This is a genomic window from Clostridium formicaceticum, from assembly GCF_001854185.1.
Classification (GTDB): Bacteria; Bacillota; Clostridia; order Peptostreptococcales; family Natronincolaceae; genus Andreesenella; species Andreesenella formicacetica.
On record NZ_CP017603.1, the window covers coordinates 2102078 to 2123319 of the forward strand.

Annotated in this window: 17 protein-coding genes; 15 read left to right on the plus strand and 2 right to left on the minus strand. The window is 34.6% G+C overall.

Annotated elements, in window-relative coordinates:
• Window positions 1-35: 35 nt before the first annotated feature.
• Entirely contained in the window at window positions 36-950 is a 915-nt protein-coding gene (locus tag BJL90_RS09480) for a helix-turn-helix transcriptional regulator (RefSeq protein ID WP_236905056.1), read from the minus strand.
• Window positions 951-1359: 409 nt separating this feature from the next.
• Here BJL90_RS09480 and BJL90_RS09485 point away from each other — a divergent pair, with 409 nt between their 5' ends.
• The 15 genes from BJL90_RS09485 to BJL90_RS09555 all read left to right on the plus strand — a co-directional run bounded on the left by BJL90_RS09485 (window position 1360) and on the right by BJL90_RS09555 (window position 20743).
• Window positions 1360-2901 (plus strand): alkaline phosphatase, encoded by a 1542-nt coding sequence (locus tag BJL90_RS09485; RefSeq protein ID WP_236905057.1) that lies wholly within the window; start codon window positions 1360-1362, stop codon window positions 2899-2901.
• 239 nt (window positions 2902-3140) lie between these two features.
• A complete protein-coding gene (locus tag BJL90_RS09490) occupies window positions 3141-4322 on the plus strand; it encodes a YibE/F family protein (protein WP_070967070.1) in 1182 nt (393 codons plus the stop codon).
• Between the two features lie 137 nt (window positions 4323-4459).
• Window positions 4460-5767 carry a putative DNA modification/repair radical SAM protein gene (locus tag BJL90_RS09495; RefSeq protein ID WP_070973130.1) on the plus strand — a complete coding sequence of 436 codons (1308 nt, stop codon included), beginning with the start codon at window positions 4460-4462 and terminating at the stop codon, window positions 5765-5767.
• Window positions 5768-5845: 78 nt separating this feature from the next.
• The gene (locus tag BJL90_RS09500; protein WP_070967072.1) at window positions 5846-6454 is read left to right on the plus strand and encodes an IS607 family transposase; all 609 of its coding nucleotides are present in this window, start codon (window positions 5846-5848) and stop codon (window positions 6452-6454) included.
• Window positions 6447-7616: an RNA-guided endonuclease InsQ/TnpB family protein gene (locus BJL90_RS09505; RefSeq protein WP_070967074.1), complete on the plus strand. Its 1170-nt coding sequence runs from the start codon at window positions 6447-6449 to the stop codon at window positions 7614-7616. The genes BJL90_RS09500 and BJL90_RS09505 overlap by 8 nt, the downstream gene beginning before the upstream one ends.
• Window positions 7617-7843: 227 nt before the next feature.
• Window positions 7844-8587 carry a TIGR03915 family putative DNA repair protein gene (locus BJL90_RS09510; protein WP_070967075.1) on the plus strand — a complete coding sequence of 248 codons (744 nt, stop codon included), beginning with the start codon at window positions 7844-7846 and terminating at the stop codon, window positions 8585-8587.
• Between the two features lie 314 nt (window positions 8588-8901).
• Window positions 8902-9396: a DUF2975 domain-containing protein gene (locus tag BJL90_RS09515; RefSeq protein ID WP_070967077.1), complete on the plus strand. Its 495-nt coding sequence runs from the start codon at window positions 8902-8904 to the stop codon at window positions 9394-9396.
• A gap of 11 nt (window positions 9397-9407) precedes the next feature.
• Window positions 9408-9620: a helix-turn-helix domain-containing protein gene (locus BJL90_RS09520; RefSeq protein ID WP_044822981.1), complete on the plus strand. Its 213-nt coding sequence runs from the start codon at window positions 9408-9410 to the stop codon at window positions 9618-9620.
• A gap of 23 nt (window positions 9621-9643) precedes the next feature.
• Window positions 9644-11617, plus strand: coding sequence for a DUF4153 domain-containing protein (locus BJL90_RS09525; RefSeq protein WP_070967081.1), 1974 nt, complete (start codon window positions 9644-9646; stop codon window positions 11615-11617).
• 83 nt (window positions 11618-11700) lie between these two features.
• The gene (locus BJL90_RS09530; RefSeq protein WP_070967083.1) at window positions 11701-12180 is read left to right on the plus strand and encodes a DUF4342 domain-containing protein; all 480 of its coding nucleotides are present in this window, start codon (window positions 11701-11703) and stop codon (window positions 12178-12180) included.
• A 142-nt stretch (window positions 12181-12322) separates the two neighbouring features.
• Entirely contained in the window at window positions 12323-13000 is a 678-nt protein-coding gene (locus BJL90_RS09535; RefSeq protein WP_070967086.1) for a response regulator transcription factor, read from the plus strand.
• Window positions 12993-14423, plus strand: coding sequence for a sensor histidine kinase (locus BJL90_RS09540; protein ID WP_070967089.1), 1431 nt, complete (start codon window positions 12993-12995; stop codon window positions 14421-14423). The genes BJL90_RS09535 and BJL90_RS09540 overlap by 8 nt, the downstream gene beginning before the upstream one ends.
• A gap of 306 nt (window positions 14424-14729) precedes the next feature.
• On the plus strand, window positions 14730-19253 hold the full coding sequence (gene gltB, locus BJL90_RS09545) for a glutamate synthase large subunit (RefSeq protein ID WP_070967092.1): 4524 nt from the start codon (window positions 14730-14732) through the stop codon (window positions 19251-19253).
• Between the two features lie 464 nt (window positions 19254-19717).
• Window positions 19718-20161, plus strand: a complete 444-nt coding sequence (locus BJL90_RS09550; protein ID WP_070967095.1) for a hypothetical protein — start codon at window positions 19718-19720, stop codon at window positions 20159-20161.
• Window positions 20162-20314: 153 nt separating this feature from the next.
• Window positions 20315-20743, plus strand: coding sequence for a ferritin-like domain-containing protein (locus BJL90_RS09555; RefSeq protein ID WP_070967098.1), 429 nt, complete (start codon window positions 20315-20317; stop codon window positions 20741-20743).
• Window positions 20744-20876: 133 nt separating this feature from the next.
• Here BJL90_RS09555 and BJL90_RS09560 read toward each other — a convergent pair whose 3' ends face one another.
• Entirely contained in the window at window positions 20877-21110 is a 234-nt protein-coding gene (locus BJL90_RS09560) for a thioredoxin family protein (protein WP_070967101.1), read from the minus strand.
• Window positions 21111-21242 lie beyond the last annotated feature (132 nt).

Sequence of the window (21242 nt, forward strand, 5' to 3'; positions counted from 1 at the left end):
TCTACCACCCTAAACATGACAGCTGTAGGTCATGTTTAGGAATATTTTTTATGAATTCTCGCTGCTGTTTCGGCAAGGATTTTTCGAATATGAGGAGGGTTTATAACTTCTACAGCTGTTCCAAAGCTTAGCAAAAAACCATAAAGCCATTGATTTTCAGGTAAGCACACCTTTACCATCAACCCATGATCACTATATTCTATCGTTTCTCCATCAAACCATTCTTGGAGAATACTCTTCAAGCTTTCATCAAAAACCAATTCCAGCGCTATGCTATGATCTGGCTGATGCCAATCCCTATCCCAGGGGAGTTCATCTAAGGATATTTCTTTAGGTACAAAAACCCTAGTGGATATTTTTATGTTTTTCATTCTTAAAAGCTTAAAAAGACGAAATGCTTCTCTTTTAAGACACCATCCATACAAATACCATCTCTGTCCTTTGAAAATAAGGGAATAAGGTTCCACCTTACGGTTTGTTTTTATTCCCTTAGCATCAATATAGGTAAAAGTAATTTCGCTGCACTGCTCTATTGCCTGATGGAGAATATAGTTTTTTTGTTTTAATTCTTCGTTATCTCCCCAAGGAGACATATCAATAAAAATTTGGTTTGTTTTATGATTTAAAAGTTTTTGTTGAGAAGCTGACAAGGTATTTTTAAATTTTTCTACCAATACTTCATGCTTTGTACTGGAAAAAGAAGTGGCCAAGCCTTTTAAAGCTGTAACAATAGTAATCATCTCATCACCAGTAAGGATATTTTTATCTAAACGATACCCTTCTGCAATCCCTATGCCACCATTTATACCCTGATAAGTAACAATAGGTATTCCTGCTAGGTTTAATGCGTTTATATCTCTCAGGATTGTTCTAACAGAAACCTCAAACATTTCAGCCAATTCTTTTGCCTGAACTCGTTCTTTTCTAAGCAGTAGGATCAAAATGGCCATGAGCCTGTCGATTTTCAAGTCAATCACCACCATTAAATTTAGATAAGTTAGGATGAACTGCATTTATCCATATTATACCATATTTCTCAAGTAGTTAAAGAAAATATCTTTCTTGTAAAAGCATGCCAAACACCCTCAGCATTCTATAAAAAGGAGAAAGCACCTATTTAAGGTGGAAGAGAATCGTTAACTCAAAATTAATGAAAAAGCAACCAAAAGTTAATGAGGAAATAACCGAAGCTTAATGGGCTAATAACTAAATTCTAACAATGTTTCTTTAAAATGGTAACTGCAAATAAGAAAAAAACATCATCTTTGAGTATTTCATTATTGCATGTATTGGCAGAAAGGAGGGTTGAAGCTTCATTAGTAGTAAGGGAAATTTATAAATATTTTGGGGGTGTAAAACATGTATACAATGAAAAACAAAAAAAGGTCAATTTTTTCAGTGGTTGCCATTTTGCTGGTTTTATCAGTAGTTCTATCTGGTTTCTTACCAACAGATATTTTCTCACAGTCTTTTGCCGAAACAAACAACACTTTTAACGGTGAAGCTCCTAAGTATATATTCTTATTTATTGGTGATGGTATGAGTTTTCCACAGATCAGTGCTGCTGAAATGTATCTAGGGGCACAAAAACATACAGCAACGCCAGAAATCAAAGCCTTAGATTTTACTAATTTTCCCGCTACAGGTGTGGCGGCTACCTATGATAGTGATTCCTTCATTCCAGATTCTGCTTCAACAGGTACCTCCATAGCCTCTGGAATTAAGACTGGAAATGGTATTATCAACATGGACCCGCAAAAGAAAGCAAATGTTGATCCAATCACAAGAGATTTAAAGGATATGGGTTATAAAATTGGTGTTGTATCTAATGTACCTATCAACCATGCTACACCGGCTGTTTTCTATGCGAATCAAGAAAGTAGAAACAACTACTATGAAATTGCTTTACAGTTGGCAGAAAGCGACTTTGATTACTTTGCTGGTGGAGGAATCAATGATGCTGAAGGTAAAAATTCAAAAATAACAAATTCTGAAAATGTTATTGATATAGCTAAGAAAAATGGATTTAAGGTGGTAAGTACAAAGGAAGAAATTTTAGCCCTTAATAATACCTCTGGCAAAGTTCTTGCGACAAGCCCAAGGCTGCAAGATTCCAATGCCATGCCTTATGAAATGGATCGTAAAGCAGGGGAACTTAGTCTTTCTGATTTTGTAAGAAAAGGGATTGATGTATTAGATAACCCAAAGGGTTATTTTATGATGGTGGAGTCTGGAAAAATTGACTGGGCCAATCACGCAAATGATGCTGCTGCTTCTATTCATGATACCATAGAGTTCAATAACGCCATTATGGAGGCCTACAAAGTATATGAAAAGTATCCAAACGATACATTGATTATCGTAACTGGAGATCATGAATGTGGAGGACTAACCATTGGTTTTGCTGGTACTGCCTATGATACCTTCTTTAATAAGCTAGAAAAACAAACAATGTCTTATGTAGAGTTTGACAATATTTTAAGTGAATATAAAAAAGTAACAGCTCCAGAAAAAGAAACTTTAGAAGATATTCTTCCTAAAATCAAAAGTGCTTTTGGATTAATGACTGCAACAGATGAAGATGCTAAAAAAATGCCGGAATTGGTTTTAACTGCAGCAGAAGAAGCTCGCTTAAGAGATGCTCTAAAACGTAGTATGCAAAAGAAAGAGGATAGAGATTTCTCTGATCAAGAAAAAATTCTCTATGGTACCTATGAACCCTTAAGCGTTACATTAACACATATACTAAACAATAAAGCAGGACTGGCATTTACTACTTATTCTCATACAGGCTTACCAGTACCCGTATATGCAGTAGGCGTAGGCCAAGAATTATTTATTGGTTCTTATGATAACACAGATATTTATAAAAAAATGGCTTCTATCATGAATATCCAATAGTGTTGAGGAATCACTTCTACTTAGAAATTCATAGTAAAGAATATAATTTGCGGTAAAGATTTTACATGGTAGAGGTTGGTCTCTGTGCCAACCCTGTCAGGTATGGAAACTTGGCCCTACAGAAAACATGTAACCTATATAAAACAATATATAAATATTGTTTTATATGATGCTGGATAGAGGTCAATCTTTCCTTTAGACCTCTATCTATTCTCTTTTTTAGAAAGGAAGAATATGCTATGGGTAAATTTACCTTAAGTCCCGATACAATTTCTGTTATTATTGTTGTTTGCATCATAGTTGTATTAGTCCTCATACCAACAGGTTTTCCCACAAACCAATATTCAGATAGCGTTAGAGCTGCTGCGTTGGTTGTGGATACAGAGGATGCTGGTTTGTATAGTACAGGGATCATTCGTCAAGGGGATCAGGTATGTAGACTTAAAATTTTGAATGGACCCTTTAAAGGTAAAGAAGTGAAGGGTATCAATCGTATGATGGGTAAGCTGGAGTTTGATAAAATATTTGTTAAAGGAGATAAAGCTTTTGTAGTTATGGATATAGATGGTGATGAGATTCGGTTTGTAAATATAATCGATCATTATCGTATTAACCTTGAAGCCATTCTTTTTGGAGGTTTTGTGATTTTATTAATTGCATATGCTGGCTGGACGGGAGCAAAGGCACTTCTCTCTTTTTTATTAACAATTTTTGTGATTTGGAAAATTTTAGTTACCTCCTTATTAAAGGGATGGCATCCAATACCTGTTTCTTTGGGTGTGGTTATCTTGTTGACATTTATCACAATTTTACTTGTGGGAGGATTGAATCGCAAATCCTTTGTAGCAATTACAGGTTCCCTTACAGGTAGTATACTTACCTGTGTTTTGGCTATAATTTTTGGTGGTAAATTTAAAATTCATGGAGCTATTATGCCTTTTTCAGAAAGCTTACTATATTCAGGCTATGATTATTTAAATTTAACAGATATTTTTATCTCAGCAATTTTTATTGCTTCCTCTGGTGCCTTGATGGATTTGGCTATGGATATTTCTGCTGCTGTCCATGAAATTGTTCAAAATAATCCTAAAATTTCTACCAAAGAAGCCATTAAGTCAGGATTTAACATCGGCAGAGCTGTAATCGGAACCATGACAACAACACTGCTACTGGCCTATTCTGGTGGTTATATAGCCCTTTTAATGGTATTCATGGCACAGGGAACACCAGTAATGAATATTGTTAATCTAAAATATGTTTCTGCTGAAATTCTTCATACCCTTGTGGGAAGCTTAGGCCTAGTAACTGTGGCCCCACTCACTGCATTTATTGCAGGTTTTGTATTTACCCAACCTTCTTTTGTAAAACAGTTTAGTCTACATAAAACAACGCAAAGTACAGCACCAGAATCCCAAGTATAGCTGGGATTCTGGTATTTTTATTTGGCTCCACTCGAACATACGTTTGACAATTCTCACTTCTTAAGATAAAATAAAATTAGAAAATATTTGAAATGTTTCTAGCTCAAACATTCATTGATAATGGAGTGTGGAAAGAAGTGGATTTATTAGAAAAGTTAGAAATTCTAGCGGATGCAGCAAAATATGATGTCTCCTGTTCCTCCAGCGGCAGCAATAGAAAAAATACAGGGAAGGGACTAGGAAACGGACATATGGCTGGAATTTGTCATAGTTGGGCTGATGATGGACGATGTATATCGCTATTGAAGATACTTTTAACCAATGAATGTATCTACAATTGTGCGTATTGTGTTAATAGAAGCAGCAATGATGTTCCAAGAGCCACCTTTACTGCTGAAGAGGTGGCAGAACTTACGGTTAATTTTTATCGAAGAAATTACATAGAAGGCTTGTTCTTATCGGCAGCAGTACACAAAAGTCCTGATTATACGATGGAACTGATGGTAAAGACTGCTAGACTGCTTCGCAAAGAACATCGCTTTTATGGATATATTCATATGAAGGCCATACCTGGGGCAGATATGGCTTTAATCCATGAAGCGGGGCAACTGGTGGATAGAATGAGTGTCAATATAGAACTCCCTTCTAATGAGGGCTTAAAACTACTGGCCCCACAGAAGAAGAAGGAGGCCATCATCAAACCAATGGGGTTTATTTCCTCAAAAATCACTCAAAAAGTGGAGGAAAAGAAGTTTTATAAAAAGGCGGGGTCGTTTGTGCCAGCAGGGCAAAGCACCCAGTTGATTATAGGAGCTACACCGGATGCAGACTTAAATATCTTAAGACTGTCAGAGGGATTATACAATACCTTTGGATTAAAGAGGGTCTATTATTCCGCTTATGTGCCAGTATCCAGTGACCCCAAGCTACCGGTGATTGCTAATCCCCCATTATTACGGGAGCACCGATTATATCAAGCCGACTGGCTTTTACGATTTTATGGATTTACTTCAAAGGAATTGTTGCAGGAGGAGGCGCCCAATTTTGATGTATTTTTAGATCCAAAATGCAATTGGGCTTTGAAAAATCTTCATTTGTTCCCTATGGAAATTAATCGAGCTCCCTATGAAATGCTGCTAAGAATACCTGGTATAGGGGTAAAATCTGCTATGCGTATTGCTGCTGCCAGAAGAATGCATTCTCTTAGCTACGATCATTTAAAGAAAATAGGTGTAGTATTGAAAAGAGCTAAGTATTTTATCACCTGCAATGGAAAGTATCATGGAGCGTTTGACTTCAAGGAAAATCTATTGCGACAAGCACTTATAGGAGATTTACCAAAAAATCTTCAACATACAAAGGAGGAAGGGCAACAATTATCTCTATTTTCTATACTGCCAGAGATAAAGCCTGAGAAAATAGTAACGGAGGTTAACAACAGTTAAGTATAAGTTATAAGAAATTATAAAATTTGTTGTATTTTTACAATACTATATGCGATGATTTTCTTAGAGGTGATGTAATTGAAATATTATACCATACATGAATTTTCAAAACTAATTGGAAGAACTACACAAACACTAAGAAATTGGGATAAGCGTGGGAAATTAAAATCTCACCATACTAGCTCAAATGGATACAGATATTATTCAAATGAACAATTAAAACAAGTTTTAAATATAAGTGATGATAAAAACAGAAAAGTTATAGGTTATTGCAGGGTTTCTTCAAATAAGCAAAAAGATGATTTAGAAAGACAAGTAGAAAACATGCAAACATATCTTATTGCTGGGGGAGAGCCATTTGAAATAATAACTGATATAGGCAGTGGAATGAATGATAATAAAAAAGGATTAAAGCAGTTAGTGCAAAAAATAATTAATAATGAAGTTAGAAAGATTGTAGTGTTATATAAAGACCGACTATTAAGATTTGGATTTGAATTGGTGGAATATATAGCCTACTTAAATAACTGCGAAATAGAAATAATTGATTCTACTGAAAAAACAGAGCAACAAGAACTTATGGAAGATTTGGTTCAGATAATAACTGCATTTAGTTGTAGGTTACAGGGAAAAAGAGCCAATAAGGCAAGAAAAATGGTGAAGGAGTTAATAGAAGAAGATGATTAAAGGAATTAAAGTAATGCTTATCCCAAACAACAAGCAAAATACTAAATTATTTCAATATGCAGGTGCTAGCAGATTTGCTTATAACTGGACATTAGAAAAACAACAACAAAATTATAAAAGTGGTGGCAAATTTATAGATGATGGCGAATTAAGAAAAGAATTTACACAATTAAAGAAGCAGGAAGGCTATGAATGGTTAAATAGCATAAGCAACAATGTGACAAAACAAGCTATTAAAGACGCATGTAATGCCTATAAAAGATTTTTTAAAGGAGAAAGTAAATTTCCTAGATTCAAAAACAAAAAGAAAGCAGCTCTTAAGTTTTATCAAGATGTTGAGAAAATACAATTCAATGGTACGCATGTAAAATTTGAGGGTTTTAGTGCTAGTAAAAAGAAAAATAAACAAAAGTTAAATTGGGTTCGATTAGCTGAACATAACAGGATTCCTTTTGGTGAAAATGTGAAATACGCTAATCCTAGAGTGTCTTTTGATGGCTTGAACTGGTGGATTAGCGTAGGTATTGAAGATGAAGATGAAGTTAAACAACCAGCAAATGAGGGAATAGGGATTGATTTAGGTATCAAAGATTTAGCAATATGTTCAGACATAGATAAACCATACAAAAACATAAACAAGACCTCAAAAGTAAAGAAAATCAAAAAGAAATTGCGTAGATTGCAACGCAAAATATCGAAAAAATATGAAATGAACAAGGAGGGGAGTTGTTATAAGAAAACCTGCAATATTATAAAATTAGAAAATAAACTTAAAAGAGTACATCATCAATTAAAAGGTATTCGTCATAATTACTTGCATCAAACAACTTCTGAAATAGTAAGCAGAGAACCAATGTTTATTGTTTTAGAGGATTTAGCAGTAAGTAACATGATGAAAAATAAACACTTAGCAAAATCTATTCAAGAACAATGTTTTTGTGAATTTTATAGACAGTTAGAGTACAAATCGTTATGGAACAATGTAAAATTCATCCTTGCAGATAGATTTTATCCATCATCTAAAATGTGTTCAGTATGTGGGACTATAGATAAAAATTTAAAACTATCTGATAGGACTTATATATGTGAATGTGGCAATAAGATGGATAGAGACAAAAATGCTAGTGTTAATCTTAAAAAAGTTGGTGAATTAGCAATTTAATCACTTTAAAGATATTGCTAATATGTACTCATACGTTAGTGAGGAATTTAAGCCTTTGGAAAAGCAGAGAACCAAAAGCTTTGCTTTTGAGTGAATCGCTTTGTTGGTTCACCCAGTGTTATATCAAACGAAAGTAGCTTTGGCAAAATCGGACACGATGAACAAGGAAAGAAACGCAAAAGTTTATTTTATAACTTTTTATAAGTTTTCTGTAACGGAATTCTAAGATGCATTATTTTGTTTATGATGGAAGTTTTGAAGGTATGCTGACGGCCATCTACGAGGCTTATTATCGATCTGAAAAACCTGAAAGAATTGTGAGGGAGGATACACTACAAGAGAATCTTTTTGTTTCTTTAATACCTATTGTTACTGATGAAGAAAAGGCAGGAAAGGTTTACAATGCTATTAAAGATAAGATATCTTCTAGGGCTTTAAGAAACGTATTTTATGCTTTTTTATCGGAGGAAGCGGAAACCGCTACAACGGTATATCAGTATTTAAGGTTAGGGTGGAGGATCGGTGCGAGAATAGATGATTGCCATGGGGATGACCGTGTTTTAAGTCTCCATAAGCTAAGCCAGAAGGTCAGCAAGGAAGCCCATCGAATGACAGGACTCTTAAGATTCCAAAAGTTAGAAACAGATATCTATTATGCTGAGATAGAACCGGATCATAACATCACCGCCCTATTAGCACCTCATTTTGCAAGAAGGATGGCGGATCAAAATTGGATCATCCATGATGTTAAGAGGGATTTAGCAGCTCTATACGACAAGGAAAAATGGGTGATGACGGAGGGAAAGCTACAGGGGGAGATCGTTTTAGATGAGGAAGAAATGCAGTATCAGGGTTTATGGAGGAAGTATTTTAAAGCTATAGCCATTAAAAACAGAAAAAATCCTAGACTGCAAAAAGCCTATATGCCAAAGCGTTACTGGAAACACTTAATAGAATTAAAAGAAAAATAAAATTCGGCTACAATTCAGGGAGAGTTTTTACTCCCCCTGAATTGTAGCCGAATTTATTTCAAGATAACATATATTATTTTGAGATAAAAAATTATTGTTTATCGATAAAAATATATTGAATTATGGGAAACAACATGCTATTATAGGATTGTGATGATATTATAGATATATGCACATGGATTTTCATATAGGAAGGACTGCATTTGTAGTACTGAGTTACATCTCTTAGTCAAGCGGTACACCGTAGAGGCTGGAGGTTAAAATGCAGCTATAAAAGTGTATATCTATAAACCAGCGTATAAGGAGGTTAAATCATGGAGTATTATGGAAAAAAATCTTTATCAAGTTTTCTTAAAATAGTATTAGATGTTTTGCTATTAATAGGAATCCTTTTATTTGTATCTATTTCTAAAAATACATTGTTTACAGGTGCATTTAAAGAAGCCACATCAATCATGACTTTCGTCTATGTCCTATTTCTCATTGGCAGTACATCATTGATTGCTATTGTCTACAATTTGAGGAAAATAACAAAGACACTTGTAACCCGAGATCCTTTTGTTTGGGAGAATGTGAAGAGTTTAAAGAATATATGGATAGGAAGCTTCATTATAGCTGTCTGTTACTTTATAAATTTCTTTATTAATCCTAATTACAAAGAGCTTCAGATTATCTACATAGATGCAAAGGGGATTCATACAGATTTTGAGTTTTTTATATTCTTTTTTGCGGGATTGTTTATTTTAGTATTGGAAAAAGTTTTTAAAATGGCGGTTCAATATAAGGAAGAAAACGACTTAACAATATAAGGGTGAATGCTATGGGTATAATTGTAAATTTAGATGTTATGATGGCAAAGAGAAAAATTTCATTGCAGGAACTAGCAGAGAGGGTTGGTATAACAAATGCAAATCTTTCAATATTGAAAAATAATAAGGCAAAGGCCATACGATTTAATACCTTAGAAGCGATATGTAGGGAATTAAATTGTCAGCCGGGAGACATATTGGAATATGTCTCCGATGAAGATTAATTTTGTTTAAAGGAGTAAGGGTGATGGCTAAAAAAGTTCAGGGAATTATTGTGAAAAATGATAAGATTCTAACAGTAGAGGGAATGAATCAAGCTGGTAGGATAGAACACTTTTTTATTTGGGGGGAGGTTAAAGATGGCGAGAGTGAAGCAGAGGCTATGCAAAGGGTTTTGGAGGAACAATTAGACCTAAAGCAGGAGATCACTTTTCAATTTGAAGAAGAAATAGATAAAAGGGTTAAAACATTTTTCGTTGATCTGCAGGGGGAAGAAGTAGACATAGAAAATTCTCTAGAAAAGGTAGATTGTTTTAGAAATTATTTTAAAGCGATGTCTTTAAAATGGATTCAGCTAAATGATATATGGTCTTTTAGAGAACTTGAAACAAACTATATAAAACTGCTACTAAAAGAAGCGATTAAAAAGGAATATCAAGCCCCATGGATAGAGGTGATTAAACAGACTTATTTTAATCATCCAAGGGAGAAAGCATATCTAAAAAAACTGCATGTAGAAAATAAAAGAAATAAGGTTGATGCTGAAGAAAGCATCCGTAATAAAGGAATGATTATGTTGATGGCACTGGGACTAGGTGTTCTATTTGATTATTTCTTTGTAGGTGTTCCTATAGGAATATCAGGATTTATTTTTAATATGATCATCCTTATTGCCTCAGTATATGGAATGCACCATCGTGTTCAGTTAAATAAAAAACTAGGGTTTATCTTTTTAGTACCCACGATTCTTTTATCCTTAAGCTTTAGTATATATAATAATTATGTGCTTAAAAGCATCAATGTAATATTTATTCCTTTTTTAATAGCAAGCTACTTAATAACCATAAGATATGAAAATATAAAAAAAATAGATATCTATTTTGTGGGAAGTGTTTTGAAGAGAGTTTTTGTTAAAGCATACAGTATTCTTCCAAGATTCTTCACTTTTAGTAAAGAGATAAAAAGAGATAGAAAAAAATTAAAGGAAAACCCGACTCAGAAAAATATCATAACAGGACTTTTGATTTCTATACCACTATTGGTGATTATTCTCTTATTATTAACATCTGCTGATATGATGTTTAAATACTATGTTGACAACATCGGCAGTCTGTTCAGGAAACTGAATACCATGCGTATATTAGGACACACTTTTGTGATAATTGCTAGCACACTATATCTATTTGGATTTTTATGGAGCTTTAAATATGATGAAATAGCCTATGAAGGCAAAAATGCAGATTTAATAAAGACTTCATGGGAGCCGGTAACTATAATAACAATCATATTTGTTATCAATATTGCTTATCTACTGTTTACAATCATACAATTTTCCTATTTATATGGAGGAGGATTACATGCTTTACCAGAGGGTTTTTCTTATGCTGAATATGCTAGAAAGGGATTTTTCGAGCTTGTTTTAGTTACGCTTATCAACTTTAGCATATTGTTATTAAGTATAAATCTAACAAAGAAGAGTCATAAAAAGGTAAACACAATAGCTAACTTGTCCTATAGTCTTTTAATTTTATTTACCGTAAATATGGTAGTCTCTGCAAACTACAAAATGTATTTATATGAAAGGGCCTTTGGTTTTACTAGGCTAAGAATATTTGTTCAGGCATTTATGCTTTTAATTGGTACTTTACTGATTATTCTATTGCTGGGAATATGGATCAATAAAATCCCTATCTTTCAATATGCAGTTATCGCTACATTGGTAGTCTATATAGGATTAAATTTTATTAACGTAGATGGACTTATAGCAAAGGGAAATATATTGAGATATCAGGAAACCGGAATAATAGATATGAATTATATGAAACAATTGTCCTATGATGCGATACCACAGATGACAAGACTTCTAGAGGCAAAAGACCCAAATATTAGAAACGCCATGAAAGAACATATACAATATCAAAAAGAAATACTAGATAAAGAGGATGATCGTTGGTATGGACTCAATTATTATAAAAGCAAGTTATTAAACAGTCATTTCTAATCAAATTTTAATCTTTTCCTAAGGATCCTCTAATCTTGATCTTCTATAATAAAGGTAGAAAAAGAATAATGGAGGGATAAAATATGAGTATTGATTTAGAAACCATTGATTTATTAAGAAAAAGGGCAAATGTTAGCTATGAGGAAGCAAAAAAAGCATTAGAGGAAAGTAATAATGATTTAGTGGAAGCTTTGATTTTTTTAGAGAGGGCAAACAAAACGAAACCTGAAAAAAACCACGAAGCGGAAACCATGCTTAAAGGTATCAGTAACTTTGCAAAAAATACGATAAAAAAAGGTAACAATACAAGACTGATTATTTGTAAGGAGGATAACAATATTTTAAACCTGTCTATGACAGTAACAGTAATTGCCAGCGTTATTGCTCCTGTCATTCCGCTGGCGGGTATACCTTTAGCATTTCTTACAAATCATAAAATAAGGATAAAGAAGAAAGATGGAGAAGATATGAAAGTCAATGTGGTTCTTGACAAAGTATCCTCCACTGTAAACGCTATGGTAAATCAGACAACGAAGGAAGCTGTAGAAAAGGAAAAAATTTAGCATATAGCCTACATCTTAGCATGTAGGCTATATTTTATCTTATCAATATCATATATAATGAAGAGAGAAGGGAAAGTAAAAACTCCCCCTAGACAAAGAAACTAAGTCTCATTTTATTTCTTTAAAGAGTAGGTGAAGGCAAATGCAAAAGATATTGATTATTGAAGACGAAGTGAAAATCGCACGTTTTCTTGAGTTAGAATTAAAGCACGAGGGGTATGAGGTGCTGCAAGCCCATGACGGAAGGAAAGGGTTAGAAAAAGCCTTAGAGGAAAAAGTAGATTTAATTTTATTGGATATTATGCTGCCGGGTTTGAATGGCATGGAGGTTTGCCGCAGAATACGCATGACATCAGATGTTCCTGTGATCATGTTAACAGCGAAGGACCAAGTCATGGATAAGGTCATGGGACTTGATTTTGGAGCAGATGATTACATCACAAAACCCTTTGCCATTGAAGAATTATTGGCACGTATTCGGGCTGTGTTAAAAAGAAATAGGATAACTACCGAGTCTTTTGAGCATTTAAAGGCAGGTAAGCTTCAACTGGATAGAGAACAGCATTTAGTTACCTATGATGGTCATATTATTGAACTAACCAAGAGGGAGTTTGACTTGTTGCTTTATCTAATGGAAAATCAAACCATCGTATTAACCAGGGAAAAAATATTACAGAAGGTTTGGGGATATGATTATCTAGGCGATACAAATATCGTAGACGTCTATATACGGTATCTAAGGGGAAAAATCGATGAGAAATATCATAGCAAACTTATTCACACCATAAGAGGGGTGGGATATCTTTTAAAAAATGAATAAACTTCAACGGACTTTAACAATCATAAAGAAAATTTTCTCACTGATTTTTCAAATGATAAAGTTATTGTTTAAAGGAATTGGCTATGGTTTTAAAAGGATTAAAAAATTATTTCACTTTTCAATTACCTTTAAGATCACTGTGGTATATGCCTTTATTTTTTCCTTATTACTTTTCTTTATTAGTGCAAGTGTTTTAGGAATTTCCAGTTATTTTCTAAGACAACAAGCAAACAGGGAATTGGAAAGGCGTCTAGAAAACATTCTGCAAATTTTGGAAAACCAAGGCACTTTTTATGAGAAGGATTTACAGAAGATAGGTGAAAGAGAAGACATCAGTATCATAGTCTTCGATAACAAAGGGAAACAGACATTTTCTACTGGTGAGACTATCATGCTAGAAAATATGGCTTTTTTTTCACGACCCTTGGTGGCAAATGGGTCAGTCATCGTGGCAAATGAAGAATACCTTATAAGGATGATAAAATATTTAAAAACAGAAGATATGTATATGAAGGTCCTATTCATTACGCTTTTTATTATGCAGGGAATTGCTATTCTTATCACCCTTGTTTTTGGTTCCAAGGCTAGCAGAAGAATGCTAAAACCTATTGAAAAAATGACGAAAACAGTAAAGCATATCTCCATCCACCAACTAGATACGAGATTGGATGTTGGTGACTCCCAGGATGAGCTAAAGGATTTAGCAGAAACTTTTAATGAGATGTTGGATCGTATTGAAGCCTCCTATCAGCAGCAAAATCAATTTGTCTCTGACGCTTCTCATGAACTGAGAACCCCTATTTCTGTGCTTCAAGGCTATGCAAATTTGTTAGATAGATGGGGCAAGGAGGATAAGGAGGTACTACAAGAATCTATCGAAGCGATAAAAAGTGAATCGGAAAATATGAAGGATTTGATTGAAAAATTACTATTTTTAGCCAGAACGGACAAAAATCTTCAAGCGTTGGAAAAAGTGGAGTTTCAGATAAAGGCGTTAATTCTTGAGGTAGTGAAGGATGCGAAATTGATTGATGCAAAGCATGCGTTTCAGTTGGATGTAAAGGAAGATTGTGTTTTTTTTGGAGATAGAAAGTCCATCAAGCAGTTACTGAGAATATTAATAGATAACAGTATAAAATTTACGCCAGAGGGAGGAAGGATTTTTATTCGTCAAAGAAGATGGAAAAAATTTATTGTTATCGAGGTGGAGGATACTGGTATAGGTATAGCTAAAGAGGATCTTCCCCACATATTTGAACGATTTTACTGCGGAGATAAGTCTAGAACGAGATCCCATGGAGGGCAGGGCTTAGGTCTATCCATTGCAAAGTGGATTGTAGACAGCCATGATGGAAAAATCCAGGTGAAAAGCAGCCTGGGGGTTGGTACAAAATTTGTGATTATGCTACCCTGTGCAGGGTAGCATAGACCATATTATAGAATATTAGGAAAGAAACTTCTTAAAAAAATGGACGTTTAATAAAGTTTCAAACTATTAAAAAAATATTGCATATATATAGAAAACGTGATAAAATACATTTTAAAAATATTTTAAATATTTTTAAATAAAAAATGTTTTAAGATCTTCTTTGGGAGAAGCTTTCTTAAAAGAGTCTTAATCACTTATGAAAAATAGTTATATATTAATGATTGCAAAATTTTCAAAATATTTTTAAAATAACAATATGGTGTAATTGAAGGTGTAGTATCAGAAGGAGAGGAGAATATAATGAAGGAATATGGATTTCCTATAAAGCAGGGTTTATACGATCCTGCAATGGAAAAAGATAGTTGTGGTGTGGGATTTATTGCTAATGCTAAAGGAAAAAAGAGCAATGATATTTTAGTAAAGGGTTTAGAGATTTTAAAGAAGCTAAAGCACCGGGGGGCAGTAGGAGCAGATCCCAGTACTGGGGATGGAGCAGGCATATTAATACAGATACCCCATGCCTTCTTGAAGAAAGAAACGGATCAATTAGGGATACAGCTGCCTAAACCTGGGGATTATGCAGTAGGTATGGTATTTTTGCCAAGGGAACCCAATGCTAGGCTTTTTTGTGAAGGTCTTTGCGAAAAGATTTTAAGAGAAGAAGGTCAAAAACTTATCGGATGGCGAGAGGTACCCGTTAACGAAAAAGAGTGTGGAGAGTCTGCCAGAGCAACACGTCCTGTGGTAAGTCAGATTATGATTGCCAGGGGGGAACAAACCCTAGAGGTGTTTAAAAGAAAGTTATTAGTTGTCCGTAAATGTATACAGAATACAATAAACGCAATGAAACGACCCTATACGGATGCTTTTTATATTTGTAGTCTTTCACCTGAAACGATTGTGTATAAGGGACAAATTCTAGGATATAAACTAGAGGATTTTTATATTGATTTACAAAGCAAACTAGTAGAAACAGCGATTGCTGTGGTACATGAACGTTATAGTACAAATACTTTTCCTTCCTGGAAACTTGCACATCCCTATAGATATATTGCCCACAATGGCGAGATCAACACGATACGGGGGAATATCAATTGGATGCATGCAAGAGAAGGTGTTATGCGTTCTCAGGTATTTGGAGAAGATTTTAAAAAGATTCTGCCAGTCATTGAAGCTGAAGGCAGTGATTCATCAAGTTTGGATAATACTGTTGAGATGTTTGTTGCCAATGGACACCCTATAGAGCATGTAATGATGATGCTAATACCAGAGGCGTGGCAGAGAGATGCCAAAATGGATAAAGACAAAAGAGGATTTTATGAATATCATGCTAGAATTATGGAATCTTGGGATGGACCAGCAGCCCTTGTTTTTACAGATGGCCATAAAATAGGTGCAACGGTAGATAGAAATGGGTTACGACCTATCCGTTACACCATTACAAAGAATGATTTGGTCATTATGGCTTCAGAAACTGGGGTAATAGAAATAGAAGCTGATAATGTTGTAAAAAAAGGCAGTCTGCAGCCTAGTGAAATGATTGTGATTGATACCAAGAAAAGATGCATTCTTTTAGATGAGGAAATTAAAAGGGAAATATCTACACAAAAGAACTATTGTAAATGGATAGAGAAAAACAAATTAACATTAGAAGATTTCGAACCTTCTAATGAAGTAAGAAAAATGAATAAGGAAGTACTATTACAAAATCAAAAAATATTTGGCTATACGGAAGAGGAGCTTAAAGATGTCATTCGTTCTATGGCTAGAAACAAGGAGGAACCAATAAGTGCTATGGGTGTAGATATGCCTTTAGCAATTTTATCGAAGCGTCCACAGCTTTTATTTAACTATTTTAAACAAAAATTTGCTCAAGTTACGAATCCACCTATTGATCCAATTAGAGAGAAAATGGTGATGTCTCTTCTTCAATATATTGGGCAACATGGACAGTTAATAGACGAAATAGAGGTGGAAAAGAAACAACCTTTCATAGAACTAAAACAACCAATTTTAACAAATGAGGAATTAGAAAAACTGCGCCACGTATATACAGAAGATTTTAAAGCGATTACCTTACCTATGACCTTCCCGATAGACGGTGGAGAACTAGGCTTAAAAACAGCATTAGATAACTTATGTAAAAGAGCTGTTGAAAATATAAAACGGGGATATAATATTTTAATTTTAAGCGATACCAATTTAGATTTATACAATGCACCGATCCCTAGTTTATTGGCACTAGGAGCGGTACATCATCATTTAATACGAGAAAAATTACGGACACAGGCAGATATTATTATTGAGTGTGGCGATGCAAGGGATGTAATGCATATGGCGTTATTAGTAGGTTATGGAGCGAAAGCCATTAATCCTTATTTAGTCTTTGAATCTATACGAGATATGATCAAAAACAAGCAGAGCTTGAAGGATATTGAAGTGGAAGAGGGCTATGAGAATTATCGTTATGCTGTTGCTCAAGGACTGTTAAAAGTTATTTCTAAAATGGGCATCTCAACTTTGCAGAGTTATCATGGTGCACAAATTTTTGAGGTGCTAGGCCTGCATCAAGATGTAGTAGAGGAATACTTTACAGGAACCCCTTCAAAGCTTTCAGGTTTAAATTTAGAGGGGATAGCACAGGAAGTTATCACACGGCATACAGCCGCAAATGATATGTTTCAAACAGGAGATAGAAAGTTGGATGAGGGTGGAGAATTTGTGTGGAGACCTGAAGGGGAATACCATATGTTTACCCCAAAAAGGGTGAAACAATTGCAAATGGCCTGTAAAAATAACAATTATGAGATGTATAAAGAATATGCTGAGAGTATCAACAATAGCAAAGAAGCTACCGCCACTTTAAGAGGACTATTAAAGTTCAAAAAGAGAAAAAGCATAGGCATTGAAGAGGTGGAGCCTATTGAGAGTATTGTAAAGCGTTTTACCACTGGCGCTATATCCTTTGGGTCCATCAGTAAGGAGTGCCATGAAACTTTAGCCATCGCTATGAATGCAATCGGAGCAAAAAGTAATAGTGGTGAGGGAGGAGAAGATGCAAAGCGTTATTTTTCTGACATCAACGGAAATATTAGAAAAAGTGCAGTAAAGCAAATTGCATCTGGAAGATTTGGTGTAACCATAGATTACCTAGTAAACTGCGATGAAATTCAAATTAAAATGGCTCAGGGTGCAAAACCTGGAGAAGGAGGACATCTACCTGGTAATAAAGTGACGGATGAAATTGCCAAAGTACGACATTCCCTTCCAGGCATTGATTTGATTTCTCCGCCACCTCATCATGATATTTACTCAATAGAGGACTTGGCACAGTTAATTTATGACTTAAAAAATGCTAACCCAAAGGCTCGTATTAATATAAAATTAGCGGCTAGTACAGGAATTGGAACTGTTGCGGCAGGAGTAGCTAAAGGACACGGAGAAATCATTACCATCAGCGGGCATGATGGAGGCACAGGAGCAGCACCTATTAGTTCTATGAAATATGTAGGACTTCCTTGGGAATTAGGTCTAGCAGAAACACAGCAAACTTTACTTTTAAATAATCTTAGGAGTCGTGTTAGTCTGCAGGTAGATGGAAAAATGAGTACTGGAAGAGATGTGGTAGTTGCAGTCTTGTTAGGGGCAGAAGAATATGGGTTTTCAACAGCAGCGTTAATTGTAAATGGCTGTATTATGTGTAGGCGTTGTAATCTTAATCAATGCCCTGTAGGTATTGCTACGCAAGAAGAAAAATTAAGAGAGAAATTTAAAGGAAATCCTCAATTTATTATCAACTACTTTACTTTTATTGCGCAGGAAATAAGAGAGATTATGGCAGAGCTAGGCTTTAAAACCATTGATGATATGGTGGGTAGGGTGGACATATTAGAAGCAAAGGAACTTAAAGACAGCAAAATAAAAAATCTAGACCTTGCATCTATTTTGTATAAACCAGAATTACCCTCTAGAATTATTGGAAGATGTACAGTACCTCAAGAGCATAAAATAGAAGATGTGCTGGACCGACAACTTATAAAGATAGCCACACAAGCCTTGGATCATCAGAAAAAGGTACAAAAAAACTTCAAGATTACAAATACAGATCGAACTGTTGGTGCTATGTTAAGTGGTGTTGTTGCGAAGCAATTTGGTGAAAAAGGATTACCAGAAGATACGATACAATATACCTTTAAGGGTTCGGCTGGCCAAAGCTTTGGTGCTTTTTGTGCAAAGGGGTTAACCCTGCGGTTGGAAGGAGATGCAAATGATTATCTTGGCAAAGGATTATCAGGAGGAAAAATCATTGTAACACCGCCTAAAGAAACTACCTTTGATACTAGTGAAAATATCATAGCTGGTAACACACTGCTTTACGGGGCCACATCTGGAGAAGTATATATTAATGGTACTGTTGGCGGACGATTTGCTGTTAGAAATAGTGGTGCTATAGCAGTTGTAGAGGGGATTGGAAATCACGGATGTCAGTACATGACGGGGGGCGTAGTTATTGTATTAGGCAACATTGGAAGGAATTTTGGTGCAGGAATGAGCGGAGGCATTGCCTATATATGGGATCATGATCTTGAGGAAAAAGTAAATCAAGAAATTGTTGATATAGAGCCATTGAAAGCTGTTGAAGATATAGCTTTTGTTAAAAGGATGATAGAGAACCATTTGAATTATACCAATAGCTTTAGAGCAAAAGAAATATTGGATAACTGGGATGCATCTATTGAAAAAATTGTAAAAGTAAGTGCACCTCTGTATAGAAATATTTTAGAAAAAGAAGAGCATACTTTTCTAAAAGCAACCGTAGTATAATTAAAACGAAAAGCTGAAGGCAGCCTTCTTTGTAGTGAATGAAGGCTGCTTTTATGCAAAAAAATGTTTTATATAAAACAGTAGGGGTATATAGATAACCGTAAATAGTATGAAACTTTTTATAGGTATAAATTCTTTTTCCAGGCTTAAAAACTAGCTTGGGGTTGCAAATATAGCTGTTAGCACATTAAAATTCATAGGTATATATCTATAGTGAAAGTGAACTGGTCAGGCTACAGCTGAACATCGGAAAATAAGGTAGAGACGCTTTTTGACTGCTTCAAAGCTCACTTATAAAAGCGGAAGAGGTCTTAACCGGTGAAATATCTGATAAAGTCATAAGTGCTGTGTTAACTCTATTAATCAGAGGTAGGTTTATCTTTGAATAAGACAGCTTAATGTATGCTTTAATGTATGATTGAAGCGTTTTGTTGTAGTAAATTATAGGCTATGGAGGGAAAAGTATGGGAATGGATATTAATTTTGAGAGTCTAGTCAAAGAAATTGCAAAATGTTGCTTAGGGGAAGAACAATGCGGAACCTGCGAAAAAGAAAGCTGTTTAATTGGTTATTGTAAAAGAAGCCTCACAACTTCTTTAAAACAGCAAAGCGAATTTATAGATGGTGGCATGGAGGAAATACCCTATAACGATACAAAAATCTATGATGATGAGATGATTGTAGAGACCATTGGTTTTCTTCTAAATCAGTGTAAGAATTGTAACCTTTATCATGACGAGGAGTGCATTATCAATATCGTAAGAAGTGCTTTAGAAATTATATTACTAGGGGAGGCGCAGGATTATAAGGGAAGTACATTATTTTATCTAGGAGATATTAAAGCTGTTAACGAAGGAGTAGCAGATAGAATTTTTCAGGCTTTTCAGTCTAAAAAAAACGCTTCATAAATTTTTTATATAATTAAAATAAATAACGCGATTTGTGTAATTTTCTTAGCACTACACTGAAGGATAAATTATATTTCTAAGCATATGCTTTTGATACGGTTTGTTTATTGTATACTGTATATTATAAAATATAAAAATATAGGAGGAGAAAACATGGATAAAAAAGATTTAGTAGTGGAAAGTGTAATTGGTGAGACAAAAGGAACAGAGCTAGAAAGAATTGTAAAGCAAAACTTTACCGGTGAAACCAGTGAAGTAGGGATTTATCTTGCTATGGCCAGGTTAGCGCAGCGTCAAGGATATCCTGAAATTGCAGAGGTTTTGAAGACAATTGCTTGGGAAGAAGCAGAACATGCAGCAAGATTTGCTGAATTTAATGGTATGATTCAGGAGGATTTATTTGATAATATCAGACAGATGTTGGAAGGAGAAACCTTTGCTAATGAGGGTAAAAAGCAAGCTGCTGATAAGGCTGCTGCATTAGGATTAGATACAGCAAGAGATTATTTCAATGAGTCTGCAAAGGACGAAGGACGACATGCTAGAATGCTGGAGGGAATTTTAAATCGTTACAATAAATAGATTACCAATGTACTGTGAATAAAAAAGACTTCCTTTGTAAAAAAAGGAGTCTTTTTTATTCTTTGCTAATTAGTTATATGCCGCTTATAAAAATATTTTCACTGTAGATGTTGTGTATTATATAAAGTTATAACTAATTGCTTAATATCTTTTTTATGTCCTCTACGGATAATACTTTACCAGCGGATACTGCTTTTTCATTAAGTACTAGACCTGGCGTTCTCATAACGCCATATCCAAGAATAAGTTCCATATCGGTAACCTTTTCTACACTCGCTTGTAAGCCTAGTTCTTTGACAGCAGCCTTTACGTTTTCCTCTAGCTTTATACAGTTCTTGCATCCTGAACCTAAAATCTTAATAGTCATCGCATCATCCCCTAGATATGAAATATAATAAAAACATTATTATATATTTATAATAAAAATTTATAATTAGTTTGTCAAGGAGTTTTTGGAAAATGCTTTTGTTTAATTTATTATCAAATACTTTACTGGGTT

Excerpts from the sequence above, each read along its gene's own strand:
- BJL90_RS09480 (WP_236905056.1), bottom strand. The coding sequence starts at position 950 with ATGGCCATTTTGATCCTACTGCTTAGAAAAGAACGAGTTCAGGCAAAA.
- BJL90_RS09485 (WP_236905057.1), top strand. The coding sequence starts at position 1,360 with ATGTATACAATGAAAAACAAAAAAAGGTCAATTTTTTCAGTGGTTGCC.
- BJL90_RS09490 (WP_070967070.1), top strand. The coding sequence starts at position 3,141 with ATGGGTAAATTTACCTTAAGTCCCGATACAATTTCTGTTATTATTGTT.
- BJL90_RS09505 (WP_070967074.1), top strand. The coding sequence starts at position 6,447 with ATGATTAAAGGAATTAAAGTAATGCTTATCCCAAACAACAAGCAAAAT.
- BJL90_RS09510 (WP_070967075.1), top strand. The coding sequence starts at position 7,844 with ATGCATTATTTTGTTTATGATGGAAGTTTTGAAGGTATGCTGACGGCC.
- BJL90_RS09515 (WP_070967077.1), top strand. The coding sequence starts at position 8,902 with ATGGAGTATTATGGAAAAAAATCTTTATCAAGTTTTCTTAAAATAGTA.
- BJL90_RS09520 (WP_044822981.1), top strand. The coding sequence starts at position 9,408 with ATGGGTATAATTGTAAATTTAGATGTTATGATGGCAAAGAGAAAAATT.
- BJL90_RS09525 (WP_070967081.1), top strand. The coding sequence starts at position 9,644 with ATGGCTAAAAAAGTTCAGGGAATTATTGTGAAAAATGATAAGATTCTA.
- BJL90_RS09530 (WP_070967083.1), top strand. The coding sequence starts at position 11,701 with ATGAGTATTGATTTAGAAACCATTGATTTATTAAGAAAAAGGGCAAAT.
- BJL90_RS09535 (WP_070967086.1), top strand. The coding sequence starts at position 12,323 with ATGCAAAAGATATTGATTATTGAAGACGAAGTGAAAATCGCACGTTTT.
- BJL90_RS09540 (WP_070967089.1), top strand. The coding sequence starts at position 12,993 with ATGAATAAACTTCAACGGACTTTAACAATCATAAAGAAAATTTTCTCA.
- gltB (WP_070967092.1), top strand. The coding sequence starts at position 14,730 with ATGAAGGAATATGGATTTCCTATAAAGCAGGGTTTATACGATCCTGCA.
- BJL90_RS09550 (WP_070967095.1), top strand. The coding sequence starts at position 19,718 with ATGGGAATGGATATTAATTTTGAGAGTCTAGTCAAAGAAATTGCAAAA.
- BJL90_RS09555 (WP_070967098.1), top strand. The coding sequence starts at position 20,315 with ATGGATAAAAAAGATTTAGTAGTGGAAAGTGTAATTGGTGAGACAAAA.
- BJL90_RS09560 (WP_070967101.1), bottom strand. The coding sequence starts at position 21,110 with ATGACTATTAAGATTTTAGGTTCAGGATGCAAGAACTGTATAAAGCTA.